Genomic DNA, 17666 nt, shown 5'->3' with positions numbered 1-17666 from the left:
GGTAGATAGGACAGAGGTGGAAGTGCAGTAATGTATGGAGCTGACTGTTACTAATCGGTCGAGGGCATAACCAAGTGGTGATAGGAGAATGGATGCAAGAGAAAAACTTAGAAAAGTAGTTGACTGTATGTGATTTTGAAGGTATATGAAAAAGAGAAGAGATAGAAAAGAGAGAAGATATTTGCAGGAGCAGATGTCTTTTTTTGTATTTAAAAACAAGAAGGGATATCTAGGGAAGAAAAAAGTCAAAAAAGACCGGGATCGACAGAAACATATCAGAACAATCCCGGCTTAGGTATACTATTTTTTTACGAGGGCATACATCAGGATCGGAAAATCCGGAAAAGATTCCGTGAGACCTTTTTCTATAATCGTAAAATGATTTTCTTTTAGTTCTTTTTCAAAAGTGGAGAAAGACACCATTTTACATGATGTGGAAGCGACAGGGATACTGCCGGAGCTATGCTCTCGTTCTTCTACACGAAAAGCGTTGCGGATATCTGTCTCCCGCTCAATTTTTCCATCACCCATAGTGCAGATCAGAGAGAGACCATTCTCGGTTAAGTGCTGATAAATAAACTGATAAAAATCAGTCCGATCCTTACTCGGTACGAGCATATGAATGACTGCAACCGAATAGATAAAAGTATATGAGAAAGGATGGTGATCCTTCAAGCAGTCTAAAGTTTGAAAATTAGAAATATGTTCAGGGAAGGCAGCTTTACAGTAGGAAATTGCTTCCGGAGAAACATCGGTGGCTTTCAAACAATATCCCTTTTCCAGCAAAGCTTTCGCATCTCTCCCTTCACCACAGCCAATTTCAAGAATTGGGGAGGAGAGAGAAATTCCATATTTTTCAAGTAGCTCCATCACGATTGGAGTGGGAGTATTGCTGAACCAACTGGCTCCTTTTTGGTGAATAGTCTTATACCTGTCCTCGTATGCTTTATAATATTCTCTGGGAGGAAAATCCCGGAGAACTTTTTGACAAAGCTTGAAGTAAATTCTATCGACGAACCATTTTTCCGTAGATTTTTCTGCAATCTCAGATACGTTGATCCATCCGATCTGGCTGTTTTCATCAGGTTTGATCCGGAGTGGCAAATGTTCATCGGCTTCCAGAAGAAAAGTGAGATTTAGATGGAGATGAGAGGAAATGTACGTTCCACGTTTCTCATGTCCATCTACAGTCAGACTTTCCAGAGAAAAAATGTCATCTGTGAGGAAGCGGATGTCTGTCAGACCGCTTTCTTCCTCAATTTCTTTTCGGATTACTTCTCTGACATCCGGGTTCCCATCTGCATGCCCGCCAAGCCAAGCCCATGATTGGTAAATGTTATGATATGCCATCAGAACTTTTGTGCGGCTTGGATTTACGATCCATGCAGAAACTGTGATGTGGGCAACATCATTTTCTCTGGTGAGAAGATCTGGCATGTGTTCCAGAAGTCTTAAAAATTGTCTTTGATCTTGTTCTTCCTGTTCATTGAATGGAAGGTATGTTTCTATTTCTTTTCTCAGCTTCTCCATATAGTTATTTCCTTTTTCATAATTATTGTCGTTTACTCGTTTGAGTTTAAAAACGAGTTCCATTTTCAAACCGCTGTCTGGCATAAAGTGCAGCACCAAGCATTCCGGCACTATCACCAAGCTGGGCAGTTACGATTGTACAATGTTCGCGGGAAAGTCGCAGCGCATGTTCTGCTACAATTTTGCGAGCAGGTTGTAAAAGCCGTTCTCCTGCAGCCGACATTCCGCCGCCTATGATAAGAATCTCAGGGTTGAACAGATTGATCACATTTACAAGTCCGTAGCCTAATATGACTCCCGTTTCATTCATTGTGTCGATAGCCATCTGGTCACCGAGGTCATAGGCGTTGGAAATCATTTTTGCAGTAATTTTATCTGGATTTCCATTTACCCATTCTGACATGATTGTGGAATTTCCAGCGGCGATTTTTTCTTTTATTGTATCAAGAATACCAGAGGCAGAGACATAGCGTCCCAGACAGCCATCACTTCCACAGCGGCAGGGACGTCCAGGACGGAACATATTCATATGTCCGATTTCACCAGCGCTTGCCGTAGCACCATAGAGAACGTGACCATCTATAACGATTCCGGCGCCAATTCCAGTTCCAAGTGTGAGCAGTACGATATTTTTTTTGTGTTTTCCGGCACCGCATAGCCATTCTCCATAAAGGTTTACACGGACATCGTTGTCTATATAGACCGGAAGACCTGTTTTCTCGCTCAGCCATCTGGCAACGGGCATATTTTCCCATTTTGGAAATTTCGAAGAAAAGATAGAAACGCCGGTTTCAATATCAAGTAGTCCGGGAATTCCAACGCCGATACAGACAGCATTTTGTTTAGGAAGTACGGTATATAGTTCCAAAATCGCGGTATGAATTTGGTTCATGACATATTCCCAGCCTTTTTTTGGGCGGGTAGCGATTCGCCGTTCATACAGTTTATGAAATTGAGAAAAAGTATAGGCAGAAATTTTGAGGTTAGTTCCCCCAAGATCAATGCCGATAATATATTGAGAGGTATTCATTGTCCGACCTTTCTGAATCTGCGATTCCTAATTTATTTTTTACGGGATTCATTATAGCACTGCGCTCTGCCATTTTAAAAGGGAAATTATATTTTTCTATAAGTCCGATGATTTATGGAAAATATCAATGAAATAAAAAAGAGGTTATTGTCGGAATATAATCCGTTCTATGAGAAAAGAAAGTGGAAGATATTGGCAAAAAAAGGCATTTTTGCTATAATTTATTATGATAGCGAACATCTTGATCGGAGGAATTGTGGAAAAGAAAGGGATGGAAAATCATTCAAACGGCAGCGGCCAAGAGATCGTGTAGAAGAGGTGAGGAAAAAGTGGAAAAGGATCTGAATGAATGGAGATACCGGGCAGAGGTGGAAATTCCACCGAGAAAACAGAGTGGCTTTCAGGAGGAGATCCTCATACGAGAGGAAATACTTCCATTGAATAAGAAAAATCATTGGACTGGTAAGGCATATGTGATACGAATGCGGACAGATGAAAAGATGGAAGTGAAGAAAAGCCCATTTATAATAGGAAAGTCTGCTGACGTAGATTATACCATACAGGGAAATCCGGCAATCAGCAGAAGGCATGCTTACATCGCTGAGGAGAATGGGATCTATTTTTTGAAAGATTTGAATTCTTTGAACCATACTTTTGTGGATGGAAAAAGCATTCAGAGTCAGGAAAAGTTGGAGGATGGAAAGTTTTTTTATCTTGCAGATGAGAAGTTTCAATTTAGAATAGATTAGAAAATGCAAAAGAAAAAGCAGATGGGACAGAGGGAGAGCAGAGTGGAAAAGTTTTCAGATACATATGAGATTATTGGAAAATTAGGAGAAGGAAGCGGAGGGATTGTATATAAGGCAATCCATAAGCGGCTAAAAAAAGAAGTTGTTGTAAAGCAGATCAAAAATCAGGGAATGGCTTTGAAAGAGAAACGAAAAGAAGTAGATATCTTAAAAAATCTGAACCATTCTTACCTGCCGCAAGTGTTGGACTTCTTTGAGATTGGGAGTAATGCATATACGGTCATGAGTTTTATTCCCGGAAAATCTCTGAAAACATTGCTTCAGGAAGGCAGATATTTTCAGAAAAAAGAAGTGATTCGCTGGGCTATGCAGTTATGCAGCGCGCTTCAGTACCTTCATGAACAGATTCCGCCGATCATTCATGGAGATATCAAACCTGCCAATATTATGTTGACTCCGAAAGGAGATATCTGTCTGATTGATTTCAATATTTCCTTTTTTATGAATTCGGGCACTGTGCTTGGATATACAGATGGATATACTTCTCCGGAGCAATATCAGCGAGTGAGAAACATAAAGGAAGGGATTCGTGAAAATTTCGTAAAGATTGATGAACGGGCAGACTTATATAGTCTTGGGGCAACGTTGTATCATATTATTACAGGAGAAAAGCTTACAGAGAACGAGGGAAAGCCGGATCGGACACTTTTAAATGAAAAGGCAGGGGAGACCTTTGCATCCGTGATTGAGCGAGCGCTGGAGCAGGATCCAAGGAAACGGTTTCAGAGTGCGGCGGAGATGCTCCAGGCATTACAGATGCTTCCGAAGAAGGATAGGCGCTATAAGATGCTTCTGGCACGTCAATGGGCAGAGCGTGTGATCGGGTGTGCCTGTCTGGCAGGCTGTATCGCATTGACTGGGTATGGTGTATATACGATAAGGCTTGAGAAGATAGATCGCTACAATGAACTGGTGGAAAAGCAGGAACAATTGATTGCGGAGCAGGAGTTTGACAAGGAAGAAGAGGTCTATCGGGAGGCAGTCAGACTAAGACCGTCTTCGTTGGAGAGCTATTATCAGAATGCCTGTGCACTGTATGAACAGAAAGCATATGAGGAGTGTATCGCATTTATTGATTATGATATTCTTCAGAATGAGAAGATAAAGCAAAATGCGAAGCGCATGGCGGATATCTACTATTTAAAGGCAGACAGTCAGTTTCAGATGGAAGAATATGAAGATGCGGTAGAGACGTATGAACTGCTTGAAAAGACCGGTGAGGGTGCAGAAATGTATTATAAGGATTATGCGATCACATTGGCATATGCCGGATACCCGGAATCGGCAGAGAAAATTCTGGAAGAAGCGATGGAGCAAGGAAACAACGAGGATGCACTGTATTATGCGAAGGGAGAGGTCGAAAAATTTTTGGAGGAACCAAAACAGGCGCTGACTTCTTTCCAGAAATGTATCGAGATCACTAAAGATACAGACCTGAAGACAAGGGCATATCTGATGATGAGTGAATTGTATGAAAAAGAGGATAACCGGGAACAAGAGCAGAAGTTGCTGAAGGAGGCAGAAGCTTCCCTACCGTTGGAAAATCAGATGATGATTCTGGAGCGGTTGGCGCAGGTGAACATCGATCTTGCAGAGAATACAGGTCTTGGAAAATACAGAGAAGAGGCAATTAGAAATTTCCAGAAGATCATTGAAAATGGATGGGAATCTTATGATACATACAATAATCTTGTGATTCTCTGTCAGAAACAAAAAAATCTTGATCAGGCAGAAAAATATTTAAAAACAATGGAAGAATCTTACGGGGAAGATTATAATGTCTATAAAAGATACGCATTTCTTGAAATTGACCGGCAAAAATTACTGAAAAACGATGCGAGAAATTACAAAAAGTTTAAGGAATTTTATGAGCAGGCGATGGAACTGTATGAGGATGAGGAACAAAAGGATATGGAGATGGATTTGTTGGAACAGTTGTATGCGCAGGCTAAGAAGGGAGGATGGCTGTAAAATGGGAATGACACCCGGATGGATCATGGTAGCAGCAGGAAGCCTTGGGGGAATTGCCTGCGTACTATTTCTAGTCAGCACGATTGGAAGATTTAGAAGACAGAGAAAACATCTTCTGGAAGAAATCAGTATGGAGTAGAGAAAATCAAACAGTAGGAAACAGTGATAGAGAGAAGGGCGGGAGTAGATGAGCAATCAGAAATTTGAAGGGGCGGTTACCGGAAAAGAAGGAAGTTACAAGGATAGGACATTGTTGCTGGAAAATCGGTGTGAAGTATTTTTTCATATCGAGGGTGAACAGATTTATGTGGATCAGACCCCGGAAGGTGCAGAAGCAGGAATTTGGTATATTGAACAGCGTGAAGAATATGCAGTGCAGCCGGCGAAGACAAGCACAGTATATTTAAAAAGTGGACAGCCACTTGGAAAGAACCGCATCTATTATCTGCCGCGTGGCATGGAGATATGGATTGCGTCACGAAAGAACAGCTTTTTGTTAGAATAAGGTGGAAATGAGAGAAGGGATGAAAGGATGAAGGATATAGAGAAGAAACTTGAAAATTTGTACACAAAGCTTGGAAAGGCATATTATGAAGGACGGTTTGAAGACCCTCTTCCGGAACTCTTACCATTATTTGATGCAATTACTGAGCTGAAATATAGTCAGGAACAGAACGACGAGAAAGCTTTTTGCCCGCAATGTGGGAATGAGCTAAAAGGACAGGCAATCTTTTGCGGCAAATGTGGATGCCGTATAGGATAGAGAAAAGTATAAGGAGGACATTATTATGGAATTTTTTGATGGAATGGCACAGAAAACAAAAAATATTTCAGAAATCATGAAGCTGACAGCAGCGGTTTCTTCAGAGAAGGAAAGACAGGAAAAGATTTACAGGGAGCTTGGAGAAACTTATTACAAAGTGTATGGGGACAGGGCAGAGAGCGAATTGATGGAGATGTGTACGCAGATTCGGGAGAGTAAGGAGACAGTAGAAAATTATGAAAAAGAGATTCTTGCACTCAAAGGGATTGTGGTATGCCCGGCATGCGGATATGAAGTCAGCATTCATTTTAATTTCTGCAATAATTGTGGACATAAGATGAAAGAAATTCAGGAAGAACAGCCATCCGTGGATGAACTGATCCAGGAAGAAGAGGAACTGAGAGAGGAAGAAAAGCTCCTTGCAGAAAAAGAAGAGGAAGCTGTAGAAGAAGATAGAATTGTCAAAGAAATTTTGGAAGAGGAAGCTTCAGCGGCAAAAGAATCGGTAGAAGAAATCCTTGCAGAAGAACAACAGTCGGAGGAAGAGGTTGAGCCGATCAGTACAGAGGAGCCACTGGAACTGGAAAACGAAGATCCATTTGTGCAGGAACTTCAGGAGGCGGTGAGCATATCCTCAGAGAAAGTATGCAAAGAATGTGGAGCGCCTATGGAAGAAGATCAGGAGTTTTGTATTATGTGCGGTACGAGATATGGAGAAGAGAAAGCGGAGAAGGAAGCGGAAAAAGAAGAAGAACTTCAAGAAAGAATTTGTCCGAACTGCGGAAGTATTGTAAAACCGGGCCATCTTTTCTGCATGGAATGTGGAACGAAGCAATAAGGGATGAGGAAGGAATCAGAGAAGATGAAGAAATGTCAGAAGTGCGGTGCGGAATATGAGGAGGATAAAAAGTTTTGTAAACGTTGTGGTTCTCCACTTTTAGAGGTAGATAAAAATTCAGAACAAAATGATCAAGATGGATTCCAAGATTGGGAAGAGGATAACGAAGAAGCAGGCGATGAGCAGCAATCTGGAAAAAAGAAGAAAAAGAATTTATGGATGGGGATTCTGATCGGTCTTGTGCTGGTGATGTTCTGCGGTGGAATTTTTGCAGTATATGTGATCCAGGAAAAACGGCTGGAGGCGGTGCAAGAAGAACATGAGAAAAGAGAAAAAGAGATAGAAGAAGAACGGAAAGCGGAAGAACAAGCACGAGAAAAGGAAGAACAGAAAGAAGAAGAGAAGAAAAAGAAAGAAGCAGAAGAACAAGAGCAAAAAGAGAAGGAACTAAAAGAACAGCTTCAGCAAAAAGAGGAAGAATTAAAGAAGGTACAGGAGCAAGCAGAAAGCGAGTCCAATCTTTCTTCTAATAGCAGTTCTCAAATGTCGGCGCAAGAATGGTGGGATTCGAGACTGGCTTCGACAGAGGCAGCTGATAAACAATTAGCGGCAGAAGCTTCCGCAGGGGATTCTGTGGAGAGACAGATGAGTATTGCACAGGGCAGATATGAACTGTGGGATAATTTGCTAAATGAGCTGTGGGCTGAACTGGAGGCAGTGCTTCCGGGAGCAGAATTAGGAAATCTTACAGATGAGCAGGTTAGCTGGATCCAACAGAAAGAGGCGATGATTGCTAATTACTGGCAGGGAACGACAATTGATCACTCTAGTTTTCCAAATGGACCGGCAGCAGATATGACAAAAGAAAGAGTATATTATTTAAGAGGGAAGCTTCCTTATTAAAAAGTAAGGATAAGAAGAATGGAGGGATGAGAATGTATTGTAAATATTGTGGTCGCAAGATCCAGGAAGGAGAAATATGCAACTGTCGTAGCCAGAACGATTCTGTGAGGGAAAGTGGCAGTCAGAAAAATAAGCAAGAATCAGAGCAACCCAAAAAACAGAAAGAAAGGCCAAAGAAGGAAAAGCAATCGCAAAGCAAGAAAAATGGTAGCTGGAATAAAACGCCGTTAGTAATTGCAGCAGTCTTTTTAGCATTGGCAGCAGTCAGCTTCATCAGCCTTCGATTTCTATTGGCAGACACACTTTCCGGTGGAGCTCTGGAAGAGATTTATCCGTATCTGATCTACATTTTGCCATCGGCATTCGCAGTGATTGCAGCAGTAGCAGCTGTCTTTGGGATGTCCGGGAGAGGAAAATGGATTGCAACAGCAATGACTGTTGTAAGTGTGCTGGGAATTGCCGGGATCATGGGATCTATGATTTTAGCTCCATATGAGAGTAGCTCAGGAAGCGTTGCAGACTATGAGAAAGACGATGAGAACGATTCCGTCAGGGTAGAAAAAGGAGAGAAAAAAGATGAAGTCAGCGGACAGTTAGAAGAAATCAGAGAAGATTTTGAAGATGGAAAGTTAGACTATGTGGAAGCAAAAAAGGAATTAGAAGAGATTGATGTGGATGATCTGGAGCAAACACAGGAAAAGAAGTATGATAGTCTTGTGGAAGATCTCGGAAAAGGATTAGAGAAAGAGATCTCAGAATATACAAAGATTTCTAATTATAAATATGCGATAAAGCACTTGACTTCCATTAGTGAGGAGCTAGATGAGGAAGATGAGGTTGTCAATAAATTGCTCAAACAGTGTGATGCAGACTATATGAAATATCTGGAAGAGGAGAGCAGTCGTCTTATTGCGGAAGGGACACCTAAAGATGCAGTACAGATTCTTGAGGATGCAAAAGAACTGGTAAGAGATCAGGAGAAGTTAGAGAAACTGATCGCAACAGCCGAAAAAGCGGAAACTGATAAAAAGAATGCAGTTGCCAAAAAAGACAGTGAGTACATTATTCCGGATAGCAACAGCCGTTATCTGACAGAGAGTGATATCAGTGGACTGTCTCTGCAGCAGCTCAATTACGCGAAAAATGAAATTTATGCGAGAAGAGGACGAAAGTTTGACTCAGTAGAATTACAAGAATATTTTGGAAGTAAATCGTGGTATAGGGGAACGATTGAACCGTCGCAGTTTACTAATGATATGTTAAATGACTATGAGATAAAAAATGCAGATTTACTAAGTGCCAGAGAATTTGCAATTGACAGTGGAGGTTATAAGTTACGATGAGATGTACAAAATGTGGATGTGAATTACCGGAAAATTCAAAATTTTGTTTTGCATGTGGAGCAAAGTTAGAGGAAAATTGTGTGGAAGCACAAAAGAAAGAGCTGGCAGAAAATCTGGAACAGGAAGACTGTCAGGCAAATGCAGGAGATGAGGAGGAGACAGTTCTCCTTGGTGCAGAAATAAGAGGTTCTTATTCAGAGCCGGAAGAAGAGGAACACAAGTATTGTCCATATTGTGGATGTGAAAATGACGCGGATGCTGTTTTCTGTTGCGGATGTGGAAAGAATATGGAAATGGATGAATCCGGCGTTGGGGAAAATGCAGGAGGTTCTAAACCGCTTGGGGGCAATTCGAGCGGAAAGATTTCATCCGGAAAAATCATTGGTGTGGCAGCGGCAGCTGTCGTTGTCATCGGAGGGGCTGCTCTCCTTGTGAATGCATTCGGAGATGATGCACATACAAAGATTGCGTATTTAAAAGACGGAAAGGTAATGCAGACAGACTTGGAAAAATACAAAAAAGATCCGATGGAATACAGTGGATCTTATGGTGATGAAGATGAGATTTATGGTATGCGTGTTACCTATTCCAAAGATGGAAAATATATCTGCTATCCGACAGATGTCAAAGCAGAAGATGGAATGACAGAATTTGATCTGAACTTCCAGAAAGTCGGAAAAGAAGGCGGAGCAATAGAGATTGATGATTCCGTTACAAAATATAAACTGCTTGATAATAATAAAATCGTTTATCTAAAGGCAGGAAACGATACATTATATATTAGTGATCGGAAAGGCAAGAAAGAAAAAATTGCATCAGATGTTACCAGATTTAAACTGGATAAAGAGCAAAAAAATATTGTGTGGATCGAACAGAACAACGGCAAGAGCGCATTGTATCAGCAGGATATCAATTTAAAGAAAGAGAAAAAGAAACTTTCTAAGAGCGCAGAAAATTGCATCATCGGGGATGATTTGAAACAGATTGTTGTACAGGAAGATGATAAACTTTATCTGATTGAAAATTTTGGAGAAAGAGAGAAAATCGCATCGGATGTAGGGTGGGTTGTTTCCAACAATGAAAAAGATAAAGCGTTGTATTATGTAAAGATGGATGAGAAAAAGATCAATGCGATGGATATTGTAGAAGATGACACCAACGGCGATGAGGATATGGAGTGGTTCTTGGAAGAATTGGAAGAGCATTCTATCGAGGTGTCTGAGAACTCCTTGTACTGCTATAAAGATGGAAAAGAAGTGGAGGTCGCAAAGAAACTCAGCAGTGACATTTATGCACAGGATAATTCTGACACAGTGTTATTCACAAGATTTAAGATGGAAGAGCTGCCGAAAATTAGAGCATCAAAATTAGATGAAATTTATGACGTAGACCAGAAGTACTATGAGGCACTTCAGGAGTCGGCAGAGACTTGCATTTACAATGGAAAAGAGATTGTGACTTTGGATGCAGACTTGAAGGAGGGAATGGGAGAGCAGAGGTTCCTTGTCGATGATGAAAAGAATATTGGGTATACAATGAAAGTAGAAAGAAATAAGGATGGCGAAATAAAAGAAAGCCAGCTTCTTTCCTTCAAGACAGGTAAGAAAGCAGATGGAAAATGCAGTGTCATTGCAGAAGATGTAGATGTCATGATGGGTGCAAAAGACGGAGATATTTATTATCTGACGGATATGGATGAAGGAATGGGGGATCTGTATTGTAATGAAGAATTGATTGACAGTGATGTTATGATAGGTACCTTAGAATTTACGAAAGAACAGAAATATCCAATCTATAAGACAGACTACAATACTTCCAAGAATCTGTTTACGTTAAAGATGTTTGACGGAAAAAATGCAAAAGTGATCGCAGATGATGCTTTTGATTATAAAGTCGTAGATGAGAAAAAAATAGCGGTCCTTGTAGATTATGATGACGATGACTCTACGGGAACATTGAAGTTGTACAGAGGAAAGGATAAACTCATCGAGCTGGATGACGATGTCACTTGCCTGTTTGGAGGAATGTACAATTAGCAACAGGAAGAGAAGGAGAGAGAATAATGGCTTTTTTTGATGAATTAGGAAAGAAAATTTCAGTCACAGGTCAAAATGTCATGCAGAAAGCAAAAGGAATGGCTGATATCACAAGTTTGAAATCACAGATCAATGAAGAGCAGAAAAAAATTGATAAATATTGTCAGAACCTTGGTCATATGTATTATGAGTTAAAGCAGAATGATCCAGAGCCACAGCTGGCTGAGCTGGTACGGATGGTTCAGTCAAGTTATCAAAGAATTGAAGCAATCCGTTCGGAGATTGAGGCGATTGAGAGCATTAAGACTTGCCCAAGGTGTGGCGCAGTGTTGGAACCGGGAATGGCGTTTTGTGTAGGATGCGGAGCAAAAGTAGAGGATATGAAGGAAGGAATGCAGGCTTCGCAGCAGCAAGTGAGGTTCTGCATAAAGTGTGGAAAACAGATTCCGCAAGGGGCAGTTTTCTGCACAAAGTGCGGAACAAAACAAGAATAAAGAAAATCTGTCCGCAGTCGTGAGTGAGAGACGGATAGGCGAAAAGACAGAGGTGTGAGACATCTCTGTCTTTTATCACAGTGTGCCAGAGCTATTGGAAAGAAGGGGGGAAATTGTGAAAACAAGTCAGAAAATCATAGTAGTTTCCTGCACTTGTCTGCTGGTCATTGTATCAGTCGGATGCGCTGCAGCGGCGCGAAAATTGTATACAGCGAAAGCAGAGAAGCGAGCAGCAAAAGAAGCAGCGCAGAATATAGAGAAGGAAATTCAGGAACTGGAAAAAGAAGTGGAAGAACTAGAAAAAGAACAGGCACAAAGAGAGGCAGAGGGGAAAAAAGAAGTGATCACTGAGGAACAGCCACAGGCGAAGGGAAAGAAAATTGCAATCGATCCGGGTCATCAAGGTCCGAATGTAGATATGAGCGACTTGGAGCCCATGGGACCAGGATCGCAGGAAATGAAAGCGAAGGCATCTTCTGGTACGCAGGGTCGTTATACAAATGTTCCGGAGTATGAACTGACATTAAATATTTCCAAGCAGCTTCGTCTGGAACTGGAACAGAGAGGATATGAAGTGGTACTCACAAGAGAAGATCATGATACGGCAATCAGCAACAGTGAGAGAGCGCTTATGGCAGCGGAGGAAGGAGCCGATATTTATGTGAGGATCCATGCAAATGGAAGTGAGGATCCATTGGCAAAGGGAGCAATGACGATGGTACCTTCCGCAGAAAATCCCTATGTTGGAGCACTTCATCCGAAAAGCTATGCGCTCGGGGAAGCTGTGATCAATGCTTACTGTCAGGAGTGTGGTATGGAAAATGACGGAGTGCAGCTCTATGATAACATGACTGGGATCAACTGGAGTCAGATTCCGGTTATCATTCTGGAGATGGGATACATGACCAATGAGCAGGATGATGTAAATATGCAGGATCCGGAGTATGAAAAGAAAATGGTCAAGGGCATTGCAAATGGAATTGACCAGTATTTTGCGGTTGGAAATTAGAGCTATGGCAAGGGGTGCAGTATGAAAAAGAGAGAAAGAGGAAAAGGGAAAAAAGCAGGATGGATTTACAGTGCAGTCTGTGTGGGAATGCTTCTGGCTGTTGGAACTGGATGGCTGTTTTTGGAAAGTCGGTGCAAGGAAATTGAGAAACAGACACAGGAAATCGATGCAGGGGCTGTATTACAAAAAGAAGAGAGAAAGGAAGTCTTAAAAAGAAGACAGACTCTGTTGGAGGAGAAAGAAGAAGCAGAAGCAAAGACCCGACAGGAGAAACAGCAGATGGAAGAGGAAGTCCGCGCGCCTTTGGAAATGGCCGCTATGGAAGAGCTGATCCAGAACAGGATTGCAGAAAGGACAGCGCTTGGAGAGAAGTGGAATGTGTATATGAAGCAATTGTCAAGCGGTTCCTTTGCAGTAGTTGGAGCGGAGAAGCAAAAGGCGGCAAGTCTGATCAAATTGTACATTATGGGAGCTGTTTATGAACAGTATGACAGTTTGGCAGCACAGTACGGAGCTGCAGAACTCGATCGGCTTCTCACGGCGATGATCACAGTCAGCGATAACGATGCAGCCAACGAATTGACAAGAATGCTCGGCGGTGGTGAGGAAACTGCGGGGATGGAACAGGTGAATGTTTATTGTCAGGAAAAAGGTTACAAAGATTCTTCTATGGGAAGAATGCTTTTGGCAGACAGTACGCTGGGAGAAAATTACACATCAGCAGAGGATTGTGGCAATTTTTTGTTTGATGTTTGCCAAGGGAGACATCCACACGCAGAGCAGATGTTAAATTTATTAAAGCAGCAGCAGCGCACTGGAAAAATTCCAGCGGGTATTCCAGAAGGGGTAGAAACAGGAAATAAGACAGGAGAACTTGCCGATGTAGAGAACGATGCAGCAATCGTATGGGCTGGTGAGACTCCATATATTTTATGTGTGATGGCAGATCAGCTTACAGACACACAGGCAGCCCGAGAGAAAATTGTGGCATTGTCATCTGAAATTTACAGTCAGATAAAGGAAGGAGAATAGGTATGTACTGTAGGAAATGTGGAGCAGAAAATGCAGATCATGCAAAATTTTGCGGAAAGTGCGGGGCAGAATTGGTTCAGATTCCGCAGGAATCGACGCAGGAAGAAAAATCTGCAGAGAAAAAGGTAGAAGAAAATCTGCAGAAAGACTTTGAGGCAGAGGAGACAGAGAATTTTCAGGAGATAGAACAAGAGAGAAAACAGGAGGCAGAACAGCAGGAGACGAAGAGGCGCAAAAATTTTCGGATTGCTGCGGCAGTGGGAATCAGTGCAGTTCTGATCGCTGGAGTGACGACAGGTGTCTATTTCGGGATGAAAGATAAGCAGGAAAAGACATTTCAGACGAAGATAGCGATGGCAGACAAATATCTGGAAGATATGGAGTATGAAAAAGCGGAGGAACTCTATCTGGAGTCAATCAAGATTGATCCGAAGGAACGAAAATCTTACGATAAATTAGCAGAAATTTATACCGCACAGGGAAAAGAAAAAAAGGCAGAGGCAATCTTGAAGAAGGCAAAAGAGAATGGTGCTGTGGCAAAAGGGCAGGAAGTACCGAAAAAAGAAGCACAGAGTAATGAGAAACCGGCAGCAGAACCGGTACCAGATGAGAAACCTTCCCCAAATTCAAGCAGTCAGGAAGAGAATAAAGGGGAGGAAGAAGATAAAGGAGAGCATACGCAAGATCGGGATAAAATAGACGACACAAAAGCAGTCAGTCTGGAAACGTATGTGGACAAGGTTCTCGTACCGAAATATGGAAAATGTACTGCGAGTACTTATGAATCAAAATATGTGAAGAAAGATGGCGAGAAAAAGATAGTACAGCCTGAGCGGCTGGAGAAGCAAAAGGGGGTACTCGCATCCAAACTGAAAGATTTTGATGGCGATGGAGAAAAAGAGCTGCTTGTTCTGATGCTGAAGACCGGTGAGGAAGATAAGGAAAAAAAGGATGAAAAACACAACCATGTTTATCTTCAGATGTATGAGAAGAAAGAGAAAAGTATCAAGCTTGCAGCGGAATATCTTGCACTTCGAAATGTGATGGGAAATGCAGAGACAGAGCGTCAAGGTATTTTCTTAAAGGAGTCAGGTGGAAAGATCTATATCTGTGGAAGTACAGCAAATCAGTATTCTCTGACAGCACGTTCACATGAGTATGGAATGTTTGCAGTGAACTACGATGGGACTTTCCGGGAATATGCATCGACCAAAGGACTTCTGACCGGGGAGGATCATGAGAAAGAGATTACAGATATTTCTGCAAAACTGGAAAAAATCGGATTGAATGCCACTGCAAAACGGATGAGAGGGTATTCAGAATTATGGTTTGAATTCGATGAGAGCGGGGTGGAAATCTTAGCAGAGCTTACGACGACAGAGCAGAATGGAACAGAAGAACTAAGCGAGTTTTATGAAACATATGATTCATCTGTATTAAAGCCGGTACAGCGTAAGGTAACATTAAAATTTGACAAAAAAGAAATTGAGGCGGCAGCAAAAAGAACAGAAGAACGTCTTAAGAAAGAACAAAAAAAAGATGAAGCCTATCAGAAAATTTTAGATGAATATCAAGAAGCACTTCTCATGGGAGCATCAGAGGTGCAGAAAGATCCAGAGGGATATCCAAATATCAACCCATTATTAGTATTTTTAACTGAGACAGATAAGGGGAAAACAGAAATTATTTATACGATGTATGATATCGATGAGAGTGGAGAAAAGGAATTGCTGATCGGAAGCAGGAGCAATGGTGGTGATGAGCGGGTAGTAGGAGTGTACTGCTTTGATGGAGTAGATGCCAAAAATATGTTTGAAGATCAGACATTGGCGGAGCGGTCTCTGCTTCAGATTTATGAGAATGGGACAATGTATATCTATGGTTCTGGCGGAGCCTCTTATGGAAATGCGAGTTTTTATCGGATGGATGGAGAACATACAGTGATTCAGACAGAACAATATACCTTTGATATGGAGGGACATCCAGAACAGCCATATTATAACGACAAGGAAGCTCTGTCAAAGGAAGCATTCCAGAAAAAACTGGACAGTATGGGAAAGACGGTGTCAGGGCTGAAGTGGAAGACGCTTTCAGAGCGGATTACCGGGGAAGCAGATCCAGAAGCAGCAAAGAAGGCGGAGGAAGCAAAGAAAAAAGAAGAAGCGAAGAAAGCAGAGGAAAAGAAAGCACAGGAAGAAAAGGCGAAGAAAGACGAAGCGGCAAAAAAGAAAGCAGAAGAAGCAAAGAAGAAAGAAGCAGAAACGGAGAATGCCGGACAGAGTCAGGAAGGGATAAAGACACCGGAAAATCCGATACAACAGGAAGAAGAACAGACACCAGTGTATTCTGATTCAGAAATTCAGAAAAAGTTAGAAGAATATTATGCGAAGGGAACAGAGGATGCGAAAGGAGAAGAGATGACGGTGCTTGAACAGGAAAGTACGAAGAGTGAGTACCTTGTGAAAGTTACAACAAAAGTACCGGGAAATGAGACCGCTGAACAAGTGCTATATGAAGTAACTGTCAATAAAATAACCGGAGAGACCGTACAGAAACGAGTATTGACAGACGGAAAGACAGTGACATTTCTTCTCTGGGGAAATTAAGTGTGAGATTGTTTCTGATTTGTTTGCGGAAAGAAATAATGAATGATAAAGAAAGAAGGAAATAGGATGACATACGAGGAAATAGTAACAAATGCAAAACAAGATATTGGGAAATATTGTAAAGCGTGCATGGTGTGCAATGGAAGGGCATGCCGGAATCAAATGCCGGGACCGGGAGCGAAAGGGATGGGGGATACAGCCATCCGCAATTTTGATAAATGGCAGGAAATCCGTGTACAGATGGATACCATTTCTGAGCATGAAGAAGTGGATACAAGCTTTGTACTGTGGGGACAGAAATTTCGTTATCCGTTTTTTGCAGGTCCGGTTGGGGCAGTGAATCTTCATTATGGAGAAAAATACAATGATCAGTCCTACAATGATGTGATGGTGGCTGCATGTGCAGAGGCGGGGATTGCCGCAATGACCGGAGACGGGGTAAATCCGGATGTAATGAAGTATGCGACCGATGCAATCAGACGAGTGGAAGGAAAAGGGATTCCGACGATCAAGCCGTGGAATATAGAGATCATTCGTGAAAAGATGAAGCAGGCAGAAGGTTCTGGTGCATTTGCGGTTGCTATGGATATTGATGCGGCAGGACTTCCATTCTTAAAAAATATGACACCGCCGGCAGGCAGAAAAGCTGTGGAAGAATTACGCCAGGTGGCAGAGATGGCAAAAGTTCCATTTATCGCAAAAGGAATTATGACCGCAAGGGGCGCCATCAAAGCGGTGGAGGCAGGTGTCGATGCGATTGTTGTATCCAATCATGGAGGGCGCGTGCTCGACCAGTGCCCGGCCACTGCGGAGGTACTTCCTGCTATCGTGGAGGCAGTGCAGGGAAAAGTGAAAATATTTGTAGATGGTGGGATCCGTTCTGGTGTAGATGTCTTTAAGGCGCTGGCACTCGGTGCAGACGGAGTGCTGATCTGCCGCCCATTTGTCACAGCAGTCTATGGCGGCGGAATGGAAGGTGTGAAGACGTACATTGAAAAAATCGGGGCAGAACTTGCAGATACGATGGCAATGTGTGGAGCCAATTCTTTAAAAGAAATTACAAAAGAAATGATCTATTTGCCAAGATAAAAGTTGTGAAAAATACACAAAAAAATCGAAGAAAATTAGTTAAAAACATAACTTGACGACAACTGGTAAGATGATATACAATCTATACAGATTCATGTATTAGGAAGCAAAAGTTGCAAAATAGGAACTTTGATAGCGTGTTACTGGTGATGCAGGCATAAACTATCCGGTTTTATTCAACATTAGTGAGTAGAACAGGTAGTTTATGCCTTT

Annotated in this window: 16 protein-coding genes; 14 read left to right on the top strand and 2 right to left on the bottom strand. The window is 41.9% G+C overall.

All coding sequences use genetic code 11. The annotated features are described in order from the left end of the window. Window positions 1–300: 300 nt before the first annotated feature. Window positions 301–1530, bottom strand: a complete 1230-nt coding sequence (locus EDD74_RS00935; RefSeq protein WP_116441125.1) for a methyltransferase domain-containing protein — start codon at window positions 1528–1530, stop codon at window positions 301–303. Between the two features lie 46 nt (window positions 1531–1576). After that, entirely contained in the window at window positions 1577–2560 is a 984-nt protein-coding gene (locus EDD74_RS00930; protein WP_016441554.1) for an ROK family protein, read from the bottom strand. Between the two features lie 329 nt (window positions 2561–2889). Between EDD74_RS00930 and EDD74_RS00925 the strand changes: the two genes are divergently transcribed. The 14 genes from EDD74_RS00925 (at window position 2890) to EDD74_RS00865 (ending at window position 17453) form a co-directional block, all read left to right on the top strand. Then, a complete protein-coding gene (locus tag EDD74_RS00925; protein WP_016441553.1) occupies window positions 2890–3309 on the top strand; it encodes an FHA domain-containing protein in 420 nt (139 codons plus the stop codon). 42 nt (window positions 3310–3351) lie between these two features. Further along, window positions 3352–5340: a serine/threonine-protein kinase gene (locus EDD74_RS00920; protein ID WP_116441398.1), complete on the top strand. Its 1989-nt coding sequence runs from the start codon at window positions 3352–3354 to the stop codon at window positions 5338–5340. A 1-nt stretch (window position 5341) separates the two neighbouring features. Then, window positions 5342–5479, top strand: coding sequence for a hypothetical protein (locus tag EDD74_RS14970; RefSeq protein WP_016441551.1), 138 nt, complete (start codon window positions 5342–5344; stop codon window positions 5477–5479). Window positions 5480–5527: 48 nt separating this feature from the next. Beyond that, window positions 5528–5845, top strand: coding sequence for a hypothetical protein (locus EDD74_RS00915; RefSeq protein ID WP_008977530.1), 318 nt, complete (start codon window positions 5528–5530; stop codon window positions 5843–5845). Window positions 5846–5872: 27 nt separating this feature from the next. Beyond that, window positions 5873–6103: a zinc ribbon domain-containing protein gene (locus tag EDD74_RS00910; RefSeq protein WP_116441127.1), complete on the top strand. Its 231-nt coding sequence runs from the start codon at window positions 5873–5875 to the stop codon at window positions 6101–6103. A gap of 25 nt (window positions 6104–6128) precedes the next feature. Then, complete coding sequence (locus EDD74_RS00905; protein ID WP_008977528.1) at window positions 6129–6941, top strand: zinc ribbon domain-containing protein; 813 nt, start codon at window positions 6129–6131, stop codon at window positions 6939–6941. Window positions 6942–6965: 24 nt separating this feature from the next. After that, entirely contained in the window at window positions 6966–7844 is an 879-nt protein-coding gene (locus EDD74_RS00900; protein ID WP_008977527.1) for a zinc-ribbon domain-containing protein, read from the top strand. 32 nt (window positions 7845–7876) lie between these two features. After that, window positions 7877–9187 carry a YARHG domain-containing protein gene (locus EDD74_RS00895; RefSeq protein ID WP_116441128.1) on the top strand — a complete coding sequence of 437 codons (1311 nt, stop codon included), beginning with the start codon at window positions 7877–7879 and terminating at the stop codon, window positions 9185–9187. After that, window positions 9184–11223, top strand: a complete 2040-nt coding sequence (locus EDD74_RS00890; protein ID WP_116441129.1) for a zinc ribbon domain-containing protein — start codon at window positions 9184–9186, stop codon at window positions 11221–11223. The genes EDD74_RS00895 and EDD74_RS00890 overlap by 4 nt, the downstream gene beginning before the upstream one ends. A gap of 26 nt (window positions 11224–11249) precedes the next feature. Then, on the top strand, window positions 11250–11717 hold the full coding sequence (locus EDD74_RS00885; protein ID WP_116441130.1) for a zinc ribbon domain-containing protein: 468 nt from the start codon (window positions 11250–11252) through the stop codon (window positions 11715–11717). A gap of 115 nt (window positions 11718–11832) precedes the next feature. Next, on the top strand, window positions 11833–12726 hold the full coding sequence (locus EDD74_RS00880) for an N-acetylmuramoyl-L-alanine amidase family protein (RefSeq protein WP_116441131.1): 894 nt from the start codon (window positions 11833–11835) through the stop codon (window positions 12724–12726). Window positions 12727–12747: 21 nt separating this feature from the next. Beyond that, the gene (locus EDD74_RS00875; RefSeq protein ID WP_116441132.1) at window positions 12748–13758 is read left to right on the top strand and encodes a serine hydrolase; all 1011 of its coding nucleotides are present in this window, start codon (window positions 12748–12750) and stop codon (window positions 13756–13758) included. A gap of 2 nt (window positions 13759–13760) precedes the next feature. Further along, window positions 13761–16364, top strand: a complete 2604-nt coding sequence (locus EDD74_RS00870; RefSeq protein WP_116441133.1) for a zinc ribbon domain-containing protein — start codon at window positions 13761–13763, stop codon at window positions 16362–16364. 66 nt (window positions 16365–16430) lie between these two features. Further along, window positions 16431–17453 carry an alpha-hydroxy-acid oxidizing protein gene (locus EDD74_RS00865; protein WP_116441399.1) on the top strand — a complete coding sequence of 341 codons (1023 nt, stop codon included), beginning with the start codon at window positions 16431–16433 and terminating at the stop codon, window positions 17451–17453. Window positions 17454–17666 lie beyond the last annotated feature (213 nt).

Origin of the sequence: Faecalimonas umbilicata (assembly GCF_004346095.1) — a bacterium.
GTDB classification, from domain to species: Bacteria; Bacillota; Clostridia; order Lachnospirales; family Lachnospiraceae; genus Faecalimonas; species Faecalimonas umbilicata.
Note: the sequence above shows the minus strand (reverse complement) of the source record. Positions and strands in the feature narration are given on the sequence as shown.